Below are 18,235 nucleotides of genomic sequence, written 5' to 3'. Positions count from 1 at the left end.
CGCTTTCGCTTGGCGCCACTGCCGTACAGGCACAGGATGTGAGCGCTGATCCAACTTACGAGACGGTGCGGCTCAATGGTGGCTTTACGCCAGATCCGTACACTATCCCCATTATGTCCGGTGGCCAGACCAATGCCCGTGACCTGGGCAATGGGTGCCGCGGCTATATTGCGACGCGTCCGGATGTGCGGCTGCATTTCGAAGCAGGAACGTTGCCGCTGATCCTCTCGGCAACATCGGACTCGGACACGACGCTTGTCGTGAATGCGCCGAACGGAAGCTGGTATTGCGACGATGACTCCGGCGACGGGCTCGACCCGATGCTCCGCTTCGATCCGGCCATGTCGGGACGCTACGAAATCTGGGTCGGCAATTACGGCGAAGCGGCGAATTACGAAGCGCAAATCCACATCTCTGAACTGAGTTCGGGTGGTGGCTCCGGCACAACCACGCGGCCCATTACGCGACCGCAGTCCGGCGGTTCCGACGCGATTTACGAAACTGTCCGTCTGTCGGCGGGCTTCGCTCCCGATCCATACACTGTTCGCCTTTCCTCCGGCGGTAGCCGCGATGCATCGCAGATTGCATCGGGCTGCAGAGGCTATATCGCATCGTCTCCTGACGTGAACCTTGATTACACTTCGGGCACCTTCCCGCTCTACCTGTCGGTCGACTCGATGGCCGATACGACGCTCGTCATCCGCGCCCCCAACGGCAGCTATTACTGCGATGACGATAGCGGCGAAGGCCTGAACCCCAGCGTTCGTTTCGAAACTCCACTTTCTGGCCGCTACCAGATTTGGGTGGGCACCTACGGCAGCACCGACATGGAATCGGCAGAGCTGAATATTTCGGAGCTCTACTCCGAATAGGCGCAAGTCTCACCGATACAAAAAGGGCGGCCTCCAAAGGGAGAGCCGCCCTTTTTGCTTGCTAATATGATGGAATCAGTCCGGCTTCTTCGCCACCCCGACCATGCTTGGACGAAGCAGGCGGTCGCGGATCATGTATCCGGCCTGCATTTCCTGAACGATCGTGCCCGGCTCGGCGTCGTCGGTTGGTACTTCCAGCATCGCCTGATGCTGGTTGGGATCGAGCGGAAGGCCCATCGCCGCGATGCGGCTGATACCGTGATTGGCAAAGGCCTTGTCCAGCTCTCGCATGGTTGCTTCGATACCGGCTACCAGACCTTTGAACTTGTCGTCTTCGCGCAATTGCTTCGGCACGGCATCGATCGCGCGGCCGAGATTGTCAGCAACGCTGAGAATATCGCGCGCGAAACCGGTGGCGGCATAATTGCGCGCATCGGAAACTTCCTTCTCCGAACGGCGGCGCACATTTTGCGCTTCGGCCTTTGCGTAGAGCACATCCTGCTTGGCCGCCTCCAGATCGGCTTTCAGTGCAGCCAGCGCATCGGCAATGCTGCCCTCAGCTTCGTCATCATCAGCGTCGTCGTCATCCGACAGGAACTCTTCGGGCACGCCCTCCAGTTCCTTTTCGACCGCTTCGTCATGATGTTTGCCGTTCTTCGCGTTGTCGTTGTCTGTCATTGTGCCTTGCTAACCGATTCTCTTGCCCAGCGATCGGGCGGTGAAATCCACGATGGGAACGACGCGCGCATAATTCAACCGCGTAGGCCCGATGACACCCAGAACTCCCACCACTTTGCCGTCGCGATCGCGATAGGGTGAAGCGATGACGCTGGAACCGGAAAGGGCGAAAAGCCGGTTTTCCGATCCGATGAAGATTCGCGCGGACTGCGCTTCCCTCGCAGAATTGAGAAGTTCTGCGATAGACTGCTTGTTTTCGAGGTCATCTAGCAATTGCCGTACGCGGTCGAGATCGCCAAGCGCGCTCTCATCGAGCAAATTCGCCTGACCGCGAACAATCAGAACGGGCCGATTGGCGCTGTCTTCGCTCCACACCGCGATCCCCGCTTCGACGAGGCTGGCCGACGCTTCATCGAGCGCGCTTTTGCCGGAACGGATTTCCTGCTGCATCGCCGCTGCGGATTCTGCGAGTGTGCGACCGGCGAGATGCGCGGAGATATAGTTGCTTGCCTCTTCAAGACTGCTGGCAGAGACCGCCGAACCGATATCGAGCACGCGGTTTTCGACCTGGCCGTCCTCGCCCACCAGCACCGCAAGCGCGCGACGCGCATCGAGCGAAACGAGCCGCATTTGCGCCAGACGCGGTTCACGCTTGGGCACCATGACCATCCCGGCGGCCCCGGAGATGTCCGACAGAATAGAGCTGGTTTTCTCGAGCGCTTCCTCGATCGGCCCGGGCTGCGCCAACTGCTTCTCGATGGCAGCGCGCTCTTCGGCGCTGGGCTCGGCAACCTGCATGATGCCATCGACGAACATCCGCAGGCCATGCGTCGTTGGCATCCGCCCGGCGCTGGTATGCGGCGCGGCGAGGAGGCCAAGTTGCTCCAGCTCGCTCAGGACAGAGCGGATCGATGCGGGCGAAAGATTGACACCGTCATGCTGCGCCAGCGCTTTCGAGCCCACCGGCTGGCCGCTCGCCAGATAATCCTCCACGACGAGACGGAAAATATCGCGGGCACGGTCCGTAATTTCTGAGATTGGCGGGGAAGTCATGACACGGCCCTATCTAGTCGCTAGGGCTCGCTTCGCAAACTTTTGGAGATTCTCATGCGACCTTCCGGCCGCGCGCCTGATGAAATGCGCGCCATTACGATTGAAACCGGCTTTACCAAGCACGCCGAGGGTAGCTGCCTGATCAGCTTTGGCGATACGCGCGTCCTGTGCACGGCCAGTGTCGAAAAGAGCGTCCCGCCGTGGATGCGCAACAAGGGTACTGGCTGGGTGACCGGTGAGTACTCCATGCTTCCGCGCGCCACCCACACGCGTGGCTCGCGCGAAGCCGCACGTGGCAAGCAGAGCGGCCGGACGCAGGAAATCCAGCGCCTGATTGGCCGGAGCCTTCGTGCAGTGGTCGATCTGGAAAAGCTCGGTGAACGCCAGATCACTTTGGATTGTGATGTCATCCAGGCCGATGGGGGCACGCGTACAGCATCGATCTCCGGGGCATGGGTCGCCCTTCGCCTCGCAGTGAACAAGCTGCTCGCAGAAGGTGCGATCAAGGAAGACCCGATTACCGCCAAGATCGCCGCGATTTCCTGCGGCATCTATCAGGGCACGCCGGTTTCCGATCTCGACTATGCCGAGGATTCCAATGCTGATGCCGATGCCAATTTCGTGCTGATCGAAGGCGGCCAGATCGCTGAAGTGCAAGCCACGGCAGAAGGCGCGACATATGATGAGGAAGGTCTTCTGCGACTGCTCCGTCTCGCCCAGATGGGTTGCGACGAAATCTTCAAGGCACAGGATGAGGCAGTGAAATGAGCCGCAAGCTTGGAGGCGGAAAACTGGTGATTGCCACGCATAATGCGGGCAAGCTGAAGGAGATTTCCGCCCTCCTCGCGCCTTTTGGGCTGGAATGTATTTCCGCCGGATCGCTCGGGCTGCCGGAGCCACCGGAAACCGGCAAGACCTTCGTCGCCAATGCCCTCATCAAGGCACGTGCAGCGGCGGAGGCTGCGGGACTACCGGCGCTGGCCGATGATAGTGGTCTGTCGGTTGAAGCCCTCGATGGCCGTCCTGGTGTCTACACCGCCGATTGGGCCGAGCGGCAGTGGTTCGAAGGCGAGCCGGGCCGTGACTGGTACATGGCGATGGGCAAGGTCGAAGGGCTGCTTCAGGCAAAGGGTGCCGATACGCCGCGCGATGCGTGGTTTTCCTGCGTGCTTGCGCTCGCTTGGCCCGATGGCGAGCATGCGGTTTATGAAGGCCGCGTCGATGGCGATCTGACGTGGCCTCCGCGTGGGACGCTCGGCTTCGGCTATGATCCGGTTTTCGTGCCCAAGGGCCACGAGCAGACGTTTGCCGAGCTGGAGCCTGAGCAGAAGCACGCGATGAGCCACCGCGCCGACGCCTTTGCGAAACTGGTCGCGGACCAGTTCGGCAGCTAGTATCGCTGCCTGATGGCGCGCGCACTCTACATTCACTGGCCGTTTTGTGTCTCAAAGTGCCCCTATTGCGATTTCAACTCGCATGTCCGGGAGCAGGTCGATCACACCGTCTGGCGCGATGCGCTGCTGGCAGACATGCGGCATGAGGCCGCGCTTGCTGGCGGAGAAAAGCTGCGGTCGATCTTCTTCGGCGGTGGCACGCCTTCGCTGATGCCGCCTGCCCTTGTCGATGCGCTGCTATCAGAAGCGGAAAAGCTCTGGGGATATGAGGACGATATCGAGATTACGCTGGAGGCGAACCCGTCTTCGGTAGAGGCCGCGAATTTTGCCGACATTGCGGCTGCTGGCGTCAATCGCGTGTCGCTCGGTGTGCAGTCTCTTCGTGATGAATCGCTGCAATTCCTGGGGCGAATGCACAGCGCCGAGGAGGGGCTTGAAGCGCTCCAGACGGCACAGAAGGCCTTCGACCGCGTCAGCTTTGACCTGATTTATGCCCTTCCCGGCCACAATCATCACACATGGAACTACGAGCTCTGCAAGGCGCTCGATTTGGGAACCGGGCACCTCTCGGTTTACCAACTCACAATCGAACCCAATACGCGTTTTGCGACCATGGTACGGCGCGGTGAATTCACTCCGCTGGATGATGACGAGGCTGCCGACCTGTTCATCCTGACAGGCGAAGTCCTCAGCGATGCAGGCCTTCCGGCTTATGAGATCAGCAATCACGCGCGGCCGGGTGAAGAAAGCCAGCACAACCTCACCTATTGGCGCTACCAGGACTATGTCGGCATCGGGCCCGGCGCACATGGGCGGCGCGGCGGTTTTGCCACGACGCGCCACCGCAAGCCGGAGAATTTTCTGTCCGCCATATCGCGCAATGCCAGCGGGTTGCAGGAGGAGCGCGCGCTTGGTGTTCGTGAGCAGGCTTCCGAAGCTTTGCTGATGGGGCTGCGACTTGCCGAAGGTGTGGATCTTTCAGAGCTTTCGGCCCGGTTCGGTCTAAGCGTGGACGCTCTCGTCAATCAGGATGAGATCGCAAAATATCAGAAGCTCGAATACCTCAAGCGCGATGGTGAGCGGATCAGGGTGACGATGGACGGGATGATCGTCCTCGATGCGTTGCTCGCGCGGATCGTCGCGGACGATCTGGTAGCGGCATGAGCGACGCGCCGGACCTGATCGAGGAATGGCGCGCGCATCTTGCGGTCGCACAGCGTAAATCTCCGCATACGGTCCGCGCCTATGTCAGCGCAGCGGCGCGGCTGACCGGACGCTTGCAACTTAACGATTGGGACGGCGTCGCCACGCTCACCACGCGGGATTTGCGCGGTCAGTTGGCGAGCAGGAGAGCCGAAGGCCTCGGCAACGTTTCTGCTGCCCGCGAATTGTCGGCGCTCAAGAGCTTCGTCGCCTATGCACGCGAGCAGGTGGGTGCCGATCCCGGCACTGCCCCCCGCATTCGTGGCCCGCGTATCAAGAAGGGTCTGCCGCGTCCCGTAACTCCCGATGAAGCGACGGCAATGGTCGAAACCGTTGCCGATATGGCGGAGGATGGCTGGACGGGTTTTCGCGATGCCGCCGTGCTGCTGCTGATGTATGGTGCCGGATTGCGGATTGCCGAGGCTCTTTCGCTGCAGGGGAGCGATCTGCCGCTGGGTGAAACGCTGGTGGTCACCGGCAAGGGCAACAAGCAGCGCGTCGTGCCATTGCTCCCCATCGTGCGTGACGAGGTGGAGAAATACGCCCGCGAATGCCCGTTCGATCTAGTCGATAATGGACCGCTCTTTCGCGGCGTCAAAGGCGGTGCGCTGAGCCAGGGCATGGTGCAAAAGGCGATGGCGCGCGCCCGCAAAGGGCTCGGCCTCCCAGACACTGCGACGCCCCACGCCTTGCGGCATAGCTTCGCAACGCATCTCCTGGGATCGGGAGCTGACCTCAGGAGCCTTCAGGAATTGCTCGGCCACGCGAGCCTTGGCTCTACGCAAATCTATACGAAGGTCGACGCGGCCAAGATGCTCGATGCCTATCGCTCAGCCCATCCGCGCGAGAGCGATTAACTCTCGTCCCGCTCTGCTCGCGGAACCCAGGTCATCACGCGCCAGACATAGCCGACGATTGTCAGGACAATCAGGCCGATAATGATCCATCCCAGCACGTCCTGTGACTCGCGCAGCTGGCTTCCCAGCCACGCGCCGCCGCCGATCAGGGCCGCGTTCCAGATCAGCGATCCGGCGAAGGTAAAGCTGATAAATTTCCACTTGGGCATGTGGACCAGTCCCGCAGGGAGCGAGATGATCGTGCGGAGAAACGGGCTGAAGCGCAAAGCGAAGACAACCCAATGTCCGCGTTGGGCGAAGAACACCTGCGCTTTGGCGATGTGTTCCCAATCGACGGTCAGCCAGCGGCCCCATTTGTCGACGAAGGGCTCGAGCCGTTCGTAACCATATTTATCGCCCAACCAATACCAGAAGTAATTGCCAACGACTGTGCCGGTCGTGCCGATCAGCAAAAGTGGCCAGAATTCCATGTCTCCGCGATCGACCAGCAAACCGCCGATGCCCATGATGACTTCGCTGGGCACGGGTGGAATGACGTTTTCCAGCACCATCAGCAGGAAGATGCCGAAATAGCCGCTCCGGGCAATCAGATCGATGACGAGCTCGTGCATGGGTGACCAACGCGCAGGAAGCCGATCAGTTCTCCCTCACAACGATACGTATGGAACCGTCAGTTGACGCAGTACGTCTTTGTTCGACGACCCCACTTCTCACCCTTATTTCCAATTTGTCTTGCGCCGCCCAGTTCGGTTGCACGTCATCCACATTTTCAATCGAGGTGACGATCACATCGGCCGACGCCACGCTGCAATTCGTATCCCCGTCAGGCAGGACGCAAATAATCCGGCTGTCGTTTCCCACCAGATAATGATGATAGCTGTGCTGCCCGGTTGGTTGCGCGACCACGGCAAGGGGATCGACGCGATCACATCCAGACAACAAAAGGATGAATGTCAAAGAGCTGCAGAACGCCCTTTTCACGATGTCATCGTGGCGTGACGTGCTTCCAATGCGTCCCAGATCATCGCGGCGGTGTCGGTGTTATTGAATTTGTCGATGGCGACAATGCCGGTAGGAGAGGTTACGTTGATCTCGGTCAGCCACTCGCCGCCGATTACGTCGATGCCAACGAAAGTCAGACCGCGGCGCTTCAGGTCTGGCCCCATGGCATCGCAGATTTCCTGCTCGCGCGCGGTGAGTTCGGTCGCTTCGGCTGAGCCGCCCTGTGCGAGGTTGGAGCGAAACTCGCCCTCGCCCGGCTTGCGGTTGATCGCGCCCGCCACCACGCCGTCCACTAGCACGATCCGCTTGTCGCCTTTGGATACGCCGGGAAGGAATGGCTGCACCATGTGCGGTTCGGGCCATGTCTGGTTGAACACTTCGAACAGGGCCGAAATGTTGGTGCCATCGGCATCGATCTTGAAGATTGCCTTGCCGCCATTGCCGTGCAGCGGTTTGACCACCACAGCGCCATGCTTCTTCTGGAAATCGCGCACATCGTCGAGCACACGAGTGATCAGTGTCGGCGGCATGAAATGCGCGTAATCGAGCACGTACATTTTCTCGGGCGCGTTGATCACTTCGCGCGGATCATTGCTGACGAGCGTCTTGCCTTTGAGCCGATCAAGGAGCAGCGCAGCGCTGATATAGCCGAGGTGAAACGGTGGGTCCTGCCGCATCAGGATCACGTCGATATCCTCGGCCAGATCGAGCTTGGTGCGCTCGCCAGCGTCGAAGTGGTTTCCCTCCACCCGCTGAACGGTGACCGGCCGTGCCCAGGCGCAGACCTTGCCGTCCTCCCAGCTCAACGTCTTGACGTCATATTCCCACAGCGAATGGCCGCGCGCCTGCGCCGCAAGCATCAGCGCGAAGCTGGAATCCCCGGCGATATTGATGCTTTCGAGCGGGTCCATCTGGACGGCGACGCGTAATGACATGCGGGTTCCTCAGGGTTGCCAGGCGTTCACGATGTGGCGCGGCATGGAGCCGGGTGCAAGCAGGATTACATCGAGCCTGATGTCCTCACCCTCTGTCGCATAATTGTGAGCCACTGCTTCAACGGCGGCAGCCACGCGAGCAAGGCGGTATTCGTCGATCGCATGATCGAGATCGGCTTTCTTCGTGCGCCATTTGACCTCAACGAAGGCCACTATTCCGGCGCGTTTCGCGATGAGGTCGATCTCGCCCGCAGGAGTGCGCACGCGTTTGCCCAGAATGCGCCAGCCTTTGAGCTGCAACCATGCGGCTGCCCTGCCCTCGCCTTGGCGGCCGCGCTTTTCTGCCAGCTGGCGCTTCACTGGCCTTTCAACTCCATCGCGCGGGCGTAAAGCTCCTTGCGATCCTGCCCTGTGGCCTTGGCGACTTGCGCCACGGCTTTCGAGGCCTTCTCGGTCCGGAGTAAATCGCGCAGCATGGTGTCGACATCCCCCGCATCCATGCTCTGCTCAATGGGAGGACCAATCAGAAGGACGATTTCGCCCTTGGGCGGATGATCCGTATAATGCTGCGCCAATTCGGCAGCGCTGCCGGTGCGGCATTCCTCGTATAACTTGGTCAATTCGCGCGCGACGGCGACTTCGCGGTCTGGAAAAATGTCTGCAGTCGCGGACAGACTTTTGACAAGTCGAGGTGCTGTTTCGAAAAAGATCAGCGTCGTGCGGACGACTCCAAGCTCTTCGAGCACTTCGCGCCGTGCCTTCTCTTTTGGCGGCAGGAAACCTGCAAACATGAAACGATCATTGGGTAGTCCAGAGAGCGCCAATGCCGCCAATGGAGCATTAGCGCCGGGCAGCACCGTAATCGGCACCCCAGCCTCTTTCGCATCGTTCACAAGCCGATAGCCCGGATCGGAAACCAGCGGCATGCCTGCATCGCTCACCAGCGCCACCGCTCTGTCGCGCATGGACGCGACCAGCCTTGCGCGATCATTCGGCGCGGAGTGATCGTCATAGCGCCATAGCGGCTTGGAGATGCCCAGATGGCGGATCAGTTTTTGCGTCACCCGCGTGTCTTCACAGGCGATCCCGTCACATCTCGCCAGCGTCTCGCTTGCTCGCACAGTGATATCGCCGAGATTGCCAATCGGGGTGGCAACGATATAGAGGCCGGGTGAAAGAGGGTCGGTGGCTTCGGTCACGCGTGCATCCTTGGACCAGGTTCAATGGAGACAGCAAGCATGTTCGGTAAATTCAAGCGTCTGCTTACGATAGGAATGGGCGCAATGGCGCTTTCGGCCTGTACGGTTATCCCGGACGGCGATCGCGGCGTCATCGATAGCGCGCCCCCTGTCGCGGACTCTGCACCCGCCGCTGCGCCCAGTGCCGATGTGCTGCCGCAGGATCTGGAACGGCACCGTGTTGCCCTCCTCGTGCCGCTGAGCGGGAATAATGCCGCTGTTGGTCAGTCTATCGCCAATGCCACCACCATGGCCCTGCTCGATACCGGCGCAGAAAATCTGCGCATCACCACTTACGATACGGGCAGTGACGCTGGCGAAGCGGCGCGGCGCGCAATTGCTGATGGCAACCGGCTGATCCTCGGCCCGCTGGTGCGTGACAATGTCGGCAATGTGCTCCAGCCGGCCCGGGCAGCCGATGTGCCGCTCATCACCTTTTCCAACGACACCACCGTTGCGCGCAATGACGTGTTCGTGATGGGCCATGTGCCCGAGCAATCAATCGAGCGGACGATCAATTTCGCTTTCGACCAGGGCGCTCGCAATTTTGCTGCACTCGCGCCGCGCGGGGATTACGGCAATCGCACTCTGGCAGAGCTTGAGCGGATCGTGACCGAACGTGGTGGCAATGTCGTTGCAATCGAGCGTTATGATCGTTCCAATACCTCCATCCTCAGCGCGGCCGATCGACTGACCACGGCTGGCGGTTTCGACACCGTGTTGATTGCTGACAGTGCGCGCATGTCCGCCATGGCGGCGCCGCGTCTGAAAGATGCGGGCGATGATCTTCCGTCGCTTGTCGGCACCGAGCTGTGGAGCAATGAGAATGGCCTGACGCGCGTTCCCGAAATGCGCGGTGCATGGTTCTCTGCCGTGTCGAACGACCGCTACGACCGCTTCGCTGAGAGCTACGAAAGCCGCTTCGGTAGCGAGCCTTTCCGCATCGCGTCTCTGGGTTACGATGCCGTGCTGCTCACCTTGCGCCTGACGCGCGACTGGCGGCCGGGGCGTGACCTGCCCGATGGGCTGCTGACCGATAGCGAAGGCTTCCTCGGTCTCGATGGCCCGATCCGCTTTATGAGCAATGGCGTGGGTGAGCGCGCGTTCGAGGTCCGCCAGGTGGGCAATGGTGTCTTCACCGTCGTCGATGCCGCCCCTTCAGGCTTCTGAAAACAGCACTAGCGCCGGATAAGTCGATCATGCCCGCTTGAAGCGGAGGAATCCGTGCGCCTATAGCTGGCAGTATGAGCGACGATCTTTTTGACGGACCGGCCCCTTCTGGCGGCGATTACGATTCATCCTCGATTGAGGTGTTGGAGGGGCTTGAGCCCGTCCGCCGCCGCCCCGGCATGTATATCGGCGGGACGGATGATCGCGCGCTCCATCACCTCGCTGCAGAAGTTCTCGACAACGCGATGGATGAAGCGGTCGCGGGCCACGCTAATCGCATCGAGATGTATCTGGAAGAAGGCAACCGCCTGACCATCACAGATAACGGTCGCGGCATTCCGATTGACGAGCACCCGAAGTTTCCCGGCAAGTCGACGCTCGAAGTGATCCTGACGACGCTGCATTCCGGCGGCAAATTTTCCGGCAAGGCCTATGCGACCTCGGGCGGTCTGCACGGCGTGGGTGTGAGCGTGGTGAACGCGCTCTCCAGTCTCACGCGCGTGGAAGTGGCGCGGAACAAGGAAGTCTACGCGCAGGAGTTTTCCAAGGGCCAGCCGCAAGGCAAAATCGCCAAGGTCGGCGATACGCCCAATCGCCGCGGCACCAGCGTTACCTTCATTCCCGACACAGAGATTTTCGGGGATCGCGCCTTCAAGCCTGCGCGTCTGTTCAAATTGGCTCGTTCGAAGGCCTACTTGTTCGCTGGAGTAGAAATACGCTGGAAGTGCGCACCCTCTCTGGTGAGCGAGGAAGTTCCGGCGGAAGCGACCTTCCAGTTCCCCGGCGGCCTTGCCGATCACCTGAAGGAACAGGTGGGCAATCGCGAATGCGTAACCGCCGAGTTTTTCAGCGGCAGCCAGGACTTCCCCGAAAGCGACGGGACTTCACAGGGCCGTGTCGAATGGGCGATCGCATGGCCGCTATGGTCCGATGGATCGACCAGCTGGTATTGCAACACCGTGCCTACTCCCGATGGCGGCACGCATGAAGCGGGGCTGCGCGCCGCTCTCACGAAGGGCCTGCGCGCTTTTGGCGAGCTGACCGGCGTCAAGAAAGCGAGCAGCCTGACGGCCGATGATGTGATGACTGGCGCAGAGATCATGCTCAGCGTGTTCATCCGCGATCCGCAATTCCAGAGCCAGACGAAGGATCGCCTGACATCTCCCGAAGCCGCGCGCCTTGTCGAGAACGCGGTGCGCGATCACTTCGATCAATATCTCACCGACAATATGGAGCGCGGCAAGGCGCTGCTCGGTTCGGTGATGGAGCGCATGGAGGAGCGGCTCAAGCGCAAGCAAGAACGCGAGATCAAGCGCAAGACCGCGACCAATGCGAAGAAGCTGCGCCTGCCCGGCAAGCTCACCGATTGTTCGGGCGATGGCGAAGGCGAGACCGAGCTGTTTATCGTGGAGGGCGACTCCGCAGGCGGCTCTGCCAAACAGGCGCGCAACCGCAAGACGCAGGCGATCCTGCCGATCCGCGGCAAGATTCTCAATGTCGCGAGCGCCAGTGCGGACAAGATCCGCGCCAATAGCGAAATCGCCGATCTGGCGCTCGCTTTGGGATGCGGAATGCGCAAGGATTGCGATCCGGAGAACCTGCGTTACGACCGCATCGTCATCATGACCGATGCCGATGTCGACGGCGCACATATCGCCACCCTACTGATGACGTTTTTCTTCCAGGAAATGCCGGAGCTGGTGCGCCGCGGGCACCTCTACCTCGCCCAGCCCCCGCTCTACCGCCTCACCGCCGGCAAGGAGAGCCTATACGCCCGCGATGACGAGCACCGCGCAGAGATCGAGGCCAACGAATTCAAGGGCAAGAAGGTAGAAGTCAGCCGATTCAAGGGCCTTGGCGAAATGAACCCCGGCCAGCTGCGCGAAACGACGATGGACCCGGCCACGCGCAGCCTGATCCGCATCACCCTGCCCGAACAGCACGAGCAGCGCTTTGCGGTGAAAGAACTGGTCGACCAGCTGATGGGGCGCAATCCCGAACACCGCTTCAACTTCATCCAGAACCGCGCTGGCGAAGTGGATCGCGAGATGATCGACGCGTGAGGTCTGAAGGGGCCCGACAAACAGGACAAACCCGCTTCGCCGCCGTTCGCGCGCGGCTTGAGTCGTTTGAACCCTCTTCCAGTCCCGCGAGTTGGCTTTACGAGTTCCTGCTGTTCGGGTTCAAACAGGCATGGGCATGTCTGTTCGGCGGTCTGATGCTCGCGCTGCTAATGGCGACGCATCTCTTTTACCCGGACGACGCCGCGCTGCATCGGTATGATTTTCTGACCCTAGCGGCGCTCGGCATTCAGGTTGCCATGCTCGTGTTTCGGCTTGAGACCTGGGACGAGGCCAAGGTCATCCTGGCCTTTCACGTGGTCGGTACGGTCATGGAAATCTTCAAGACTGCTGTGGGATCTTGGGTCTATCCCGAAGAGGCATTTCTGCGGATCGGCGGTGTGCCGCTGTTCTCCGGCTTCATGTATGCAGCCGTTGGCAGCTACATTGCGCGGGTCTGGCGAATTTTCGATCTTCGCTACACGCATTATCCCAGCAGATGGCTGATCTGGCTTACGGCCATCGCGATCTACGTGAACTTCTTCGCCCACCATTACCTGCCGGACATGCGCTATTTTCTTTTCGGGGCGATCATTGTTTTGTTCTGGCGGACGCGTGTCTATTTCACCCCGTGGAAAGAGCTGCGCTGGATGCCGCTGCTGGTGGGATGGCTGCTGGTCGCGCTATTCATCTGGTTTGCGGAGAATATCGCGACTTTTGCCAATGCCTGGGCCTACCCTGATCAGGAGGATGGCTGGCAGATGGTGTCGCTGGCCAAACTCGGCTCGTGGTATCTGCTGATGTATATTTCTTTCGTTCTGGTTGCCGTAGTCGCGAAGCCACAGAAGCCGGACACGTAAGTCTAGCGAACTTCGCGGCGGCTAATCGCGATGTGCAGCAATTCGATCTGCTCGCAACTCGGGCCGTGGCCCGCGCTGCGTAAGGCTAAGGCTTGGTCGCACCGAGATAGAGCCAGTCGCCCTTGCCGATCGCTTGACCCAGGACAGCGACAGGGGCGAAAAGCGCAGCATAGGCCAGCATCTTGGGGCTTTGCTTCCAGCTTTTCGGCGTGCCGAAATTGTAGCTGAGATCGATTGATGTGTGCCGCGCGCCCTCGATCGTGAAGCCAGCCTTCTCTACCATCGCGGCGAGCGTTTTCTGCGAGAACTGGAACAGGTGATGTGGCGGCTCGGGATGCGGCCAGTAATCGAGCGTCTTGGCGAGAGGATAGGACGCGCGCGGAAATAGCCCGTCGATATCCGGTGTAGAAAGCAGCAGTAGGCCACCGGCTTTCAACAGTCGGTGCAGTGCTTCCAGCTCACCCAGCGGATCGGGCAGGTGCTCGATAACGTCGAACAGCGTAATCACGTCAAAGCTCGCGTCAGCAAACTCCGCACCGCGCCAATCGCCCTGATGGATGGACAGGCCGAAATGCTTGCGGGCAAATTCAGCTGTTTCGGGCGAGATTTCGGCCCCGGTGGAGACCATCCCCGCAGAGCGCGCCTCGTCGAGGAAAATACCGGAGGAACAGCCGATATCGAGCACCGACAAGCCGTCCGGATCCGTTCGGAATTGGCGAAGCATCTGCATGTGCTGGCGCGCGGTTCGGCGTTGGCGTCGATATTCGTCTGAGCCGGAATCCAGCAACTGATCGTGATAGTTGGACTTGGCGGTGTAGATCGCGGTGATACCCTCCGCATCGGGCGGATTGGCGATATAGGCGAGCCCGCAGTTTGTGCAGCAGACAAGGCGATAGTCCTTCTTGGTGAACAGATTTTCGCACGCTGCCGATCCGCACATATTGCAGGCGACATCGGCATTTCCTGCCGTCGTGTGGATGGGCTCCTGTTCCATGAAGAATGCGATTAGCAGGTATTGGGCAATAACGGGTTAACCGACGCGCGGCGCCGCAAGCTTTCGTTTTCCCTGCCTTTTTGATATGACGGAGGGGCAAGGAGAGACGTTATGAAAGCACAAATTGCGATTGCGGCGATCATTACCGGTGCGCCGTTCTTGATTGCAAATCAGGATATTCCCGAAATGTCGTCGGATACAGAGACCGATAACGCCATCGTGTTTACCGACCCTTCACATGTCTCCTCCGACAACCAGAATTGTCGCGACACGATCCGTCTTGCCCGTGAAGAGAGGGATTTGCCGCTGCTGCAGCGCGAGCCGGCAAGTCCAGAGCGGCCGATCCTTTTTCTCGCACTCGATCATAACATCGATGGCTGTGGTGTCTTGCTGACGAATGGTGGGGATATCCGCCCGCTGCCGGAGGTCGATGAGTCAGCCTCGCTTCTGCACCGCGCTCAATAAAGCAGCAAGTCGGCGATTTCCTCGCGCCATTGCGCTTCATCGCGCGATGCCAGTTCGTCGAGATCGGCGGGGCTAGCCGCGCTGTCATCGACCCATTCGCGCAACGCCGGTCCGCCATTGATCACATCGATGGCGAGGACGTTGTCGGTATATTCGTATTTGAAATCCGTGCCGCGCCAGATCGGGAAGTCCGGGTATAGCGACCGGATCGCCTTGAAAGCGAGCGCTTGCAGGCGCCAGGGCCGGAACGCGTCGTGATCGTAATGCGAACCCTCGGCGTGGATCATCAAAGCGTTGCACAATTCGCCTTGGTGTTTGTGGAAGGTCGGCTCGAAGAAGCATTCGCGCAAAGCGCAACCGTCGAGCCAGCCGGGCGCCATCCTCTGCATTTCAGCATGCACGGCTTTTGCATCGACATCCGGCGCGCCAAACAGCACTTCCAGCGGCCGGGTGGTGCCCCGCCCTTCGCTGAGCGTAGCGCCTTCGAGCATCACCGTGCCGGCATAGGCGCGTGCCATATTCACATTGGCGGCATTGGGACTGGGATTGATCCAGATCCGGCTATCCGGCCAACCATGCCCCGGCCCTTCGGGCAGCCAGTGATGCATGGTGACGACCTTGTAATCCACATCGAGGCCGAAGTGGCGGATGAACCAGAGGCCCATCTCGCCCAGTGTGAGGCCGTGGCGCATCGGCATTGGCGCGGCCCCAACAAAGCTTTCCTGGCCAGGCAAAAGAAGCGTGCCTTCCACCGGGCGGCCCGCGGGATTGGGTCGGTCGAGCACCCACACACTTTTGCCATTCTTTGCCGCCTCTTCGAGCAAATAAAGCAGCGTGGTAACGAAGGTGTAGATGCGACATCCCAGGTCCTGTAGATCGAACAGGAAAACATCGGCGCTCGACATCATCTGCCCGGTCGGTCGACGGACCTCGCCGTAGAGGCTGAACACGGGAATACCGTAAGTCGGATCGGTCTCATCCGCCGTCTCGACCATATTATCCTGCTTGTCGCCTTTCAGCCCGTGCTGCGGTCCGAAAGCGCTCGTCACATTGATCCCCGTGGCTATCAGCGCATCGAGGCTGTGCGTTAGGTCAGCCGTGACCGATGCCGGGTGCGCGACAAGCGCGACGCGCTTGCCCTTTAGCGGTTCTTGCAGTTCTGGCTCGGCGAGGAGCCGGTCAATTCCGAATTTCATGCAGCGCGGGTTCGCGCAAGACAGGCCGCAAAGCAAGCGGGATCGTGAAAATCGGGCTCAGCCTTGGGATGATTGAGCGCCCAATAGCTTTTCACGCCGCCTTCTTCCTCGAGCACTGCCGCAAGGCCTATCGCGCAGGGCGCCTCCGGCATTTGCGAGCGGGGAAGCGAGGCATCGAAGATCGCCATCGACTGGCCGGTGCGCATGGTGCAATCGGGCTCACGCGCGAACTCGCGCTGGCTCATGCCCTCGCGGTAATCGGCGAAGTCATAGGCGGCCCAGCGCTCGGATGGCGACAGATTGAACTCCGAATAACCCGGCGTTCCGTCCTTCGGCATCATGAAAAGCTCAAAACAGGTCGTCTGCCACAGGTTGTCCGCCCGGCCCTTCCCGGCAAAGGACGGAATGACCAGCTTGTCCGGCCCGTCGATACGCCAGCGCACGCGCATCCACGCGTCTGTCAGTGAAAGCACCCGCGCCTCGACGCGGCGAATGGCAAGTGGTGGGTGTGAGGCATGATAAGCCAGTTCATGCGTTTGCAAGCAGAGTTCCCCGTGCTACGCGCCCCCGGTCCAACAATATATAAAGCGCCACATCCCCCGATATGACGACTTACAATTCCGATTTGCTGCAATTGCTCAACGAGCGCGGTCATGTCCACCAGGTGACTGACGCTGCGGGATTAGATGCACTCGCCGCGCGACAAACCGTGACGGGATACGTGGGTTTCGACCCCACAGCCCCTTCCCTGCACATCGGTAACCTTGCCTCGATCATGCTGCTGCGCCGGGTCCAGCAGGCCGGGCATCGCCCGATCGTGATCATGGGCGGTGGCACGGCCAAGGTCGGCGATCCAAGCGGCAAGGACGAAACGCGTCAGATGCTGACGGAGGAAGTGCTGTCTGCCAACATCGCCTCGATCAAGAGCAGTTTTGAAAAGATGCTGCGCTTCGATGACAGCGAGACCGGCGCGCTTCTCATCAACAATGACGATTGGCTGAGCGAGCTGGGCTATATCGAGTTGCTGCGCGATGTCGGATCGCATTTCACCATCAATCGCATGCTCACCTTCGATTCGGTAAAGCTGCGGCTCGATCGCGAACAGCCGCTGACCTTCCTCGAATTCAACTACATGATCATGCAGGCGTATGACTTCATGAAGCTTTCGCGCGATTACGGCTGCCAGTTGCAGCTGGGCGGAAGCGACCAGTGGGGCAATATCGTCAACGGTATCGAACTGACGCGCCGCATGGATGGCAAGGAAGTGTTCGGTGTGACGGCGCCGCTGATCACCCGTGCTGACGGACAGAAGATGGGCAAGTCGGTCTCTGGCGCAATCTGGCTTAACGAGGATCAGCTGCCCGCCTACGATTTCTGGCAGTACTGGCGAAACACGGACGACCGCGATGTCGGTCGCTTCCTTAAGCTGTTTACCGATTTGCCACTCGACGAAATCGCGCGACTGGAAGCGCTCGAAGGCAATGAGATCAACACCGCAAAAGCCATCCTTGCCGATGAAGTTACAAAGCTCGTTCGCGGTGAAGAGGCGGCACAATCGGCGCGCGCCACGGCGGAGCAGACCTTTGCTGGCGGCGGCATGGGCGAAGACCTCCCCACACTCGATATTCCTGCCGAGGGGATGCGCGTGGGGGCAGTATTAACCGCGCTTGGCTTCACTGCATCGAACGGCGAAGCCAAGCGCAAGATCGCCGAAGGTGCTGTAAAGATTGACGGAGAGACTGTCTCCGATCCCGGTTTCCTGATCTCGATAGCCGATGGTGACGAAGCGCGCCTCAGCTTGGGCAAAAAAAAGCACGCTGCACTTCGTAAGGGGTGATTTTACAAAAAATCCACCATTTGCTGGCAGACGGTTCTTCTGACGTAACAAACAGGAAGGGCTGCAGCTTATGGCTGGTGGTGCACAATTGTCAGTCACCGATATGCGGCGCGCATCGCGGCATCCGGTAGACTATTCGGTTATCGCCGAACATCTGCTCCACGGCGACGTGAAGCTGCACGTTTCGAATATCTCCGCTCATGGCTTCATGATCGACGAGATCGTGAACATCGCGCGCGGTGATCGCCTGATCATCCGCCTTCCTGCTGTTGGCCGCATCGAGGCCTATTGCATCTGGATCACCGATGACCGTGCGGGCTTCCAGTTCGAGCGGATCATCCGCCTCGATGATTTCCAGGCGATGATTCAGGAAATGCAGCCGAATCCGGCCCTGCGTCGACGCGGATAGGCTTTACTCCTC

At 60.1% G+C, this 18,235-nt stretch carries 21 protein-coding genes; 11 read left to right on the top strand and 10 right to left on the bottom strand.

What is annotated here, in order from left to right; all coding sequences use genetic code 11:
- Window positions 1-38 precede the first annotated feature (38 nt).
- Window positions 39-872, top strand: a complete 834-nt coding sequence (locus O2N64_RS12055; RefSeq protein WP_271077834.1) for a hypothetical protein — start codon at window positions 39-41, stop codon at window positions 870-872.
- 75 nt (window positions 873-947) lie between these two features.
- On the opposite strand, the gene grpE is transcribed toward O2N64_RS12055, so the two are convergent.
- The gene (gene grpE / locus O2N64_RS12050; protein ID WP_271077833.1) at window positions 948-1,550 is read right to left on the bottom strand and encodes a nucleotide exchange factor GrpE; all 603 of its coding nucleotides are present in this window, start codon (window positions 1,548-1,550) and stop codon (window positions 948-950) included.
- A gap of 9 nt (window positions 1,551-1,559) precedes the next feature.
- Entirely contained in the window at window positions 1,560-2,603 is a 1,044-nt protein-coding gene (hrcA, locus tag O2N64_RS12045; RefSeq protein WP_271077832.1) for a heat-inducible transcriptional repressor HrcA, read from the bottom strand.
- Between the two features lie 54 nt (window positions 2,604-2,657).
- Between hrcA and rph the strand changes: the two genes are divergently transcribed.
- The 4 genes from rph to O2N64_RS12025 are packed head-to-tail and all read left to right on the top strand — an operon-like array spanning window position 2,658 to window position 6,057.
- Window positions 2,658-3,371, top strand: coding sequence for a ribonuclease PH (rph, locus tag O2N64_RS12040; protein WP_197921314.1), 714 nt, complete (start codon window positions 2,658-2,660; stop codon window positions 3,369-3,371).
- On the top strand, window positions 3,368-3,997 hold the full coding sequence (rdgB, locus tag O2N64_RS12035; RefSeq protein WP_271077831.1) for an RdgB/HAM1 family non-canonical purine NTP pyrophosphatase: 630 nt from the start codon (window positions 3,368-3,370) through the stop codon (window positions 3,995-3,997). The genes rph and rdgB overlap by 4 nt, the downstream gene beginning before the upstream one ends.
- Before the next feature lie 12 nt (window positions 3,998-4,009).
- On the top strand, window positions 4,010-5,161 hold the full coding sequence (gene hemW, locus O2N64_RS12030; protein WP_271077830.1) for a radical SAM family heme chaperone HemW: 1,152 nt from the start codon (window positions 4,010-4,012) through the stop codon (window positions 5,159-5,161).
- Window positions 5,158-6,057, top strand: a complete 900-nt coding sequence (locus O2N64_RS12025; RefSeq protein ID WP_271077829.1) for a tyrosine recombinase XerC — start codon at window positions 5,158-5,160, stop codon at window positions 6,055-6,057. Before hemW ends, O2N64_RS12025 begins: the two co-directional genes overlap by 4 nt.
- On the opposite strand, the gene O2N64_RS12020 is transcribed toward O2N64_RS12025, so the two are convergent.
- The 5 genes from O2N64_RS12020 to rsmI are packed head-to-tail and all read right to left on the bottom strand — an operon-like array spanning window position 6,054 to window position 9,193.
- A complete protein-coding gene (locus O2N64_RS12020) occupies window positions 6,054-6,668 on the bottom strand; it encodes a DedA family protein (protein ID WP_271077828.1) in 615 nt (204 codons plus the stop codon). The genes O2N64_RS12025 and O2N64_RS12020 overlap by 4 nt on opposite strands.
- A gap of 25 nt (window positions 6,669-6,693) precedes the next feature.
- Window positions 6,694-7,014 carry a hypothetical protein gene (locus tag O2N64_RS12015; RefSeq protein ID WP_271077827.1) on the bottom strand — a complete coding sequence of 107 codons (321 nt, stop codon included), beginning with the start codon at window positions 7,012-7,014 and terminating at the stop codon, window positions 6,694-6,696.
- Between the two features lie 20 nt (window positions 7,015-7,034).
- Entirely contained in the window at window positions 7,035-7,994 is a 960-nt protein-coding gene (gshB, locus tag O2N64_RS12010) for a glutathione synthase (protein ID WP_271077826.1), read from the bottom strand.
- A 9-nt stretch (window positions 7,995-8,003) separates the two neighbouring features.
- Window positions 8,004-8,354, bottom strand: a complete 351-nt coding sequence (locus O2N64_RS12005) for a YraN family protein (RefSeq protein WP_271077825.1) — start codon at window positions 8,352-8,354, stop codon at window positions 8,004-8,006.
- Window positions 8,351-9,193 carry a 16S rRNA (cytidine(1402)-2'-O)-methyltransferase gene (gene rsmI, locus O2N64_RS12000; protein ID WP_271077824.1) on the bottom strand — a complete coding sequence of 281 codons (843 nt, stop codon included), beginning with the start codon at window positions 9,191-9,193 and terminating at the stop codon, window positions 8,351-8,353. The genes O2N64_RS12005 and rsmI overlap by 4 nt, the downstream gene beginning before the upstream one ends.
- 39 nt (window positions 9,194-9,232) lie before the next feature.
- Between rsmI and O2N64_RS11995 the strand changes: the two genes are divergently transcribed.
- From O2N64_RS11995 to O2N64_RS11985, 3 genes are all read left to right on the top strand, one after another.
- Window positions 9,233-10,402 carry a penicillin-binding protein activator gene (locus O2N64_RS11995; protein WP_271077823.1) on the top strand — a complete coding sequence of 390 codons (1,170 nt, stop codon included), beginning with the start codon at window positions 9,233-9,235 and terminating at the stop codon, window positions 10,400-10,402.
- A 74-nt stretch (window positions 10,403-10,476) separates the two neighbouring features.
- A complete protein-coding gene (gene parE, locus O2N64_RS11990) occupies window positions 10,477-12,465 on the top strand; it encodes a DNA topoisomerase IV subunit B (protein WP_271077822.1) in 1,989 nt (662 codons plus the stop codon).
- Entirely contained in the window at window positions 12,462-13,322 is an 861-nt protein-coding gene (locus tag O2N64_RS11985) for a DUF817 domain-containing protein (RefSeq protein ID WP_271077821.1), read from the top strand. The genes parE and O2N64_RS11985 overlap by 4 nt, the downstream gene beginning before the upstream one ends.
- A gap of 85 nt (window positions 13,323-13,407) precedes the next feature.
- Here the strand turns inward: O2N64_RS11985 and O2N64_RS11980 are convergent, their stop codons facing one another.
- Window positions 13,408-14,316, bottom strand: coding sequence for a class I SAM-dependent methyltransferase (locus tag O2N64_RS11980; protein WP_271077820.1), 909 nt, complete (start codon window positions 14,314-14,316; stop codon window positions 13,408-13,410).
- A 111-nt stretch (window positions 14,317-14,427) separates the two neighbouring features.
- Here O2N64_RS11980 and O2N64_RS11975 point away from each other — a divergent pair, with 111 nt between their 5' ends.
- The gene (locus O2N64_RS11975; protein ID WP_271077819.1) at window positions 14,428-14,781 is read left to right on the top strand and encodes a hypothetical protein; all 354 of its coding nucleotides are present in this window, start codon (window positions 14,428-14,430) and stop codon (window positions 14,779-14,781) included.
- Here the strand turns inward: O2N64_RS11975 and O2N64_RS11970 are convergent.
- Both O2N64_RS11970 and O2N64_RS11965 read right to left on the bottom strand, forming a co-directional pair.
- Window positions 14,775-15,977: an exo-beta-N-acetylmuramidase NamZ family protein gene (locus O2N64_RS11970; RefSeq protein WP_271077818.1), complete on the bottom strand. Its 1,203-nt coding sequence runs from the start codon at window positions 15,975-15,977 to the stop codon at window positions 14,775-14,777. The genes O2N64_RS11975 and O2N64_RS11970 overlap by 7 nt on opposite strands.
- A complete protein-coding gene (locus O2N64_RS11965; protein WP_271077817.1) occupies window positions 15,974-16,519 on the bottom strand; it encodes a DOMON-like domain-containing protein in 546 nt (181 codons plus the stop codon). Before O2N64_RS11965 ends, O2N64_RS11970 begins: the two co-directional genes overlap by 4 nt.
- A gap of 62 nt (window positions 16,520-16,581) precedes the next feature.
- On the opposite strand from O2N64_RS11965, the gene tyrS reads away from it, so the two are divergent.
- Both tyrS and O2N64_RS11955 read left to right on the top strand, forming a co-directional pair.
- Window positions 16,582-17,814: a tyrosine--tRNA ligase gene (tyrS, locus tag O2N64_RS11960; RefSeq protein WP_271077816.1), complete on the top strand. Its 1,233-nt coding sequence runs from the start codon at window positions 16,582-16,584 to the stop codon at window positions 17,812-17,814.
- A gap of 70 nt (window positions 17,815-17,884) precedes the next feature.
- Window positions 17,885-18,223 (top strand): PilZ domain-containing protein, encoded by a 339-nt coding sequence (locus tag O2N64_RS11955; protein WP_271077815.1) that lies wholly within the window; start codon window positions 17,885-17,887, stop codon window positions 18,221-18,223.
- The last annotated feature ends 12 nt before the right edge of the window (window positions 18,224-18,235 follow it).

Source organism: Aurantiacibacter sp. MUD61 (assembly GCF_027912455.1).
GTDB lineage: Bacteria > Pseudomonadota > Alphaproteobacteria > Sphingomonadales > Sphingomonadaceae > Alteraurantiacibacter.
The sequence above is the reverse complement of the archived record's forward strand: the minus strand, read 5'-3'. Positions and strand labels throughout refer to the sequence as shown.

What these genes read in the sequence shown, in the direction of transcription:
- grpE (WP_271077833.1), bottom strand. Translation starts at nt 1,550, where the DNA reads ATGACAGACAACGACAACGCGAAGAACGGCAAACATCATGACGAAGCG.
- hrcA (WP_271077832.1), bottom strand. Translation starts at nt 2,603, where the DNA reads ATGACTTCCCCGCCAATCTCAGAAATTACGGACCGTGCCCGCGATATT.
- rph (WP_197921314.1), top strand. Translation starts at nt 2,658, where the DNA reads ATGCGACCTTCCGGCCGCGCGCCTGATGAAATGCGCGCCATTACGATT.
- rdgB (WP_271077831.1), top strand. Translation starts at nt 3,368, where the DNA reads ATGAGCCGCAAGCTTGGAGGCGGAAAACTGGTGATTGCCACGCATAAT.
- hemW (WP_271077830.1), top strand. Translation starts at nt 4,010, where the DNA reads ATGGCGCGCGCACTCTACATTCACTGGCCGTTTTGTGTCTCAAAGTGC.
- O2N64_RS12025 (WP_271077829.1), top strand. Translation starts at nt 5,158, where the DNA reads ATGAGCGACGCGCCGGACCTGATCGAGGAATGGCGCGCGCATCTTGCG.
- O2N64_RS12020 (WP_271077828.1), bottom strand. Translation starts at nt 6,668, where the DNA reads ATGCACGAGCTCGTCATCGATCTGATTGCCCGGAGCGGCTATTTCGGC.
- gshB (WP_271077826.1), bottom strand. Translation starts at nt 7,994, where the DNA reads ATGTCATTACGCGTCGCCGTCCAGATGGACCCGCTCGAAAGCATCAAT.
- O2N64_RS11995 (WP_271077823.1), top strand. Translation starts at nt 9,233, where the DNA reads ATGTTCGGTAAATTCAAGCGTCTGCTTACGATAGGAATGGGCGCAATG.
- parE (WP_271077822.1), top strand. Translation starts at nt 10,477, where the DNA reads ATGAGCGACGATCTTTTTGACGGACCGGCCCCTTCTGGCGGCGATTAC.
- O2N64_RS11980 (WP_271077820.1), bottom strand. Translation starts at nt 14,316, where the DNA reads ATGGAACAGGAGCCCATCCACACGACGGCAGGAAATGCCGATGTCGCC.
- O2N64_RS11975 (WP_271077819.1), top strand. Translation starts at nt 14,428, where the DNA reads ATGAAAGCACAAATTGCGATTGCGGCGATCATTACCGGTGCGCCGTTC.
- O2N64_RS11970 (WP_271077818.1), bottom strand. Translation starts at nt 15,977, where the DNA reads ATGAAATTCGGAATTGACCGGCTCCTCGCCGAGCCAGAACTGCAAGAA.
- tyrS (WP_271077816.1), top strand. Translation starts at nt 16,582, where the DNA reads ATGACGACTTACAATTCCGATTTGCTGCAATTGCTCAACGAGCGCGGT.
- O2N64_RS11955 (WP_271077815.1), top strand. Translation starts at nt 17,885, where the DNA reads ATGGCTGGTGGTGCACAATTGTCAGTCACCGATATGCGGCGCGCATCG.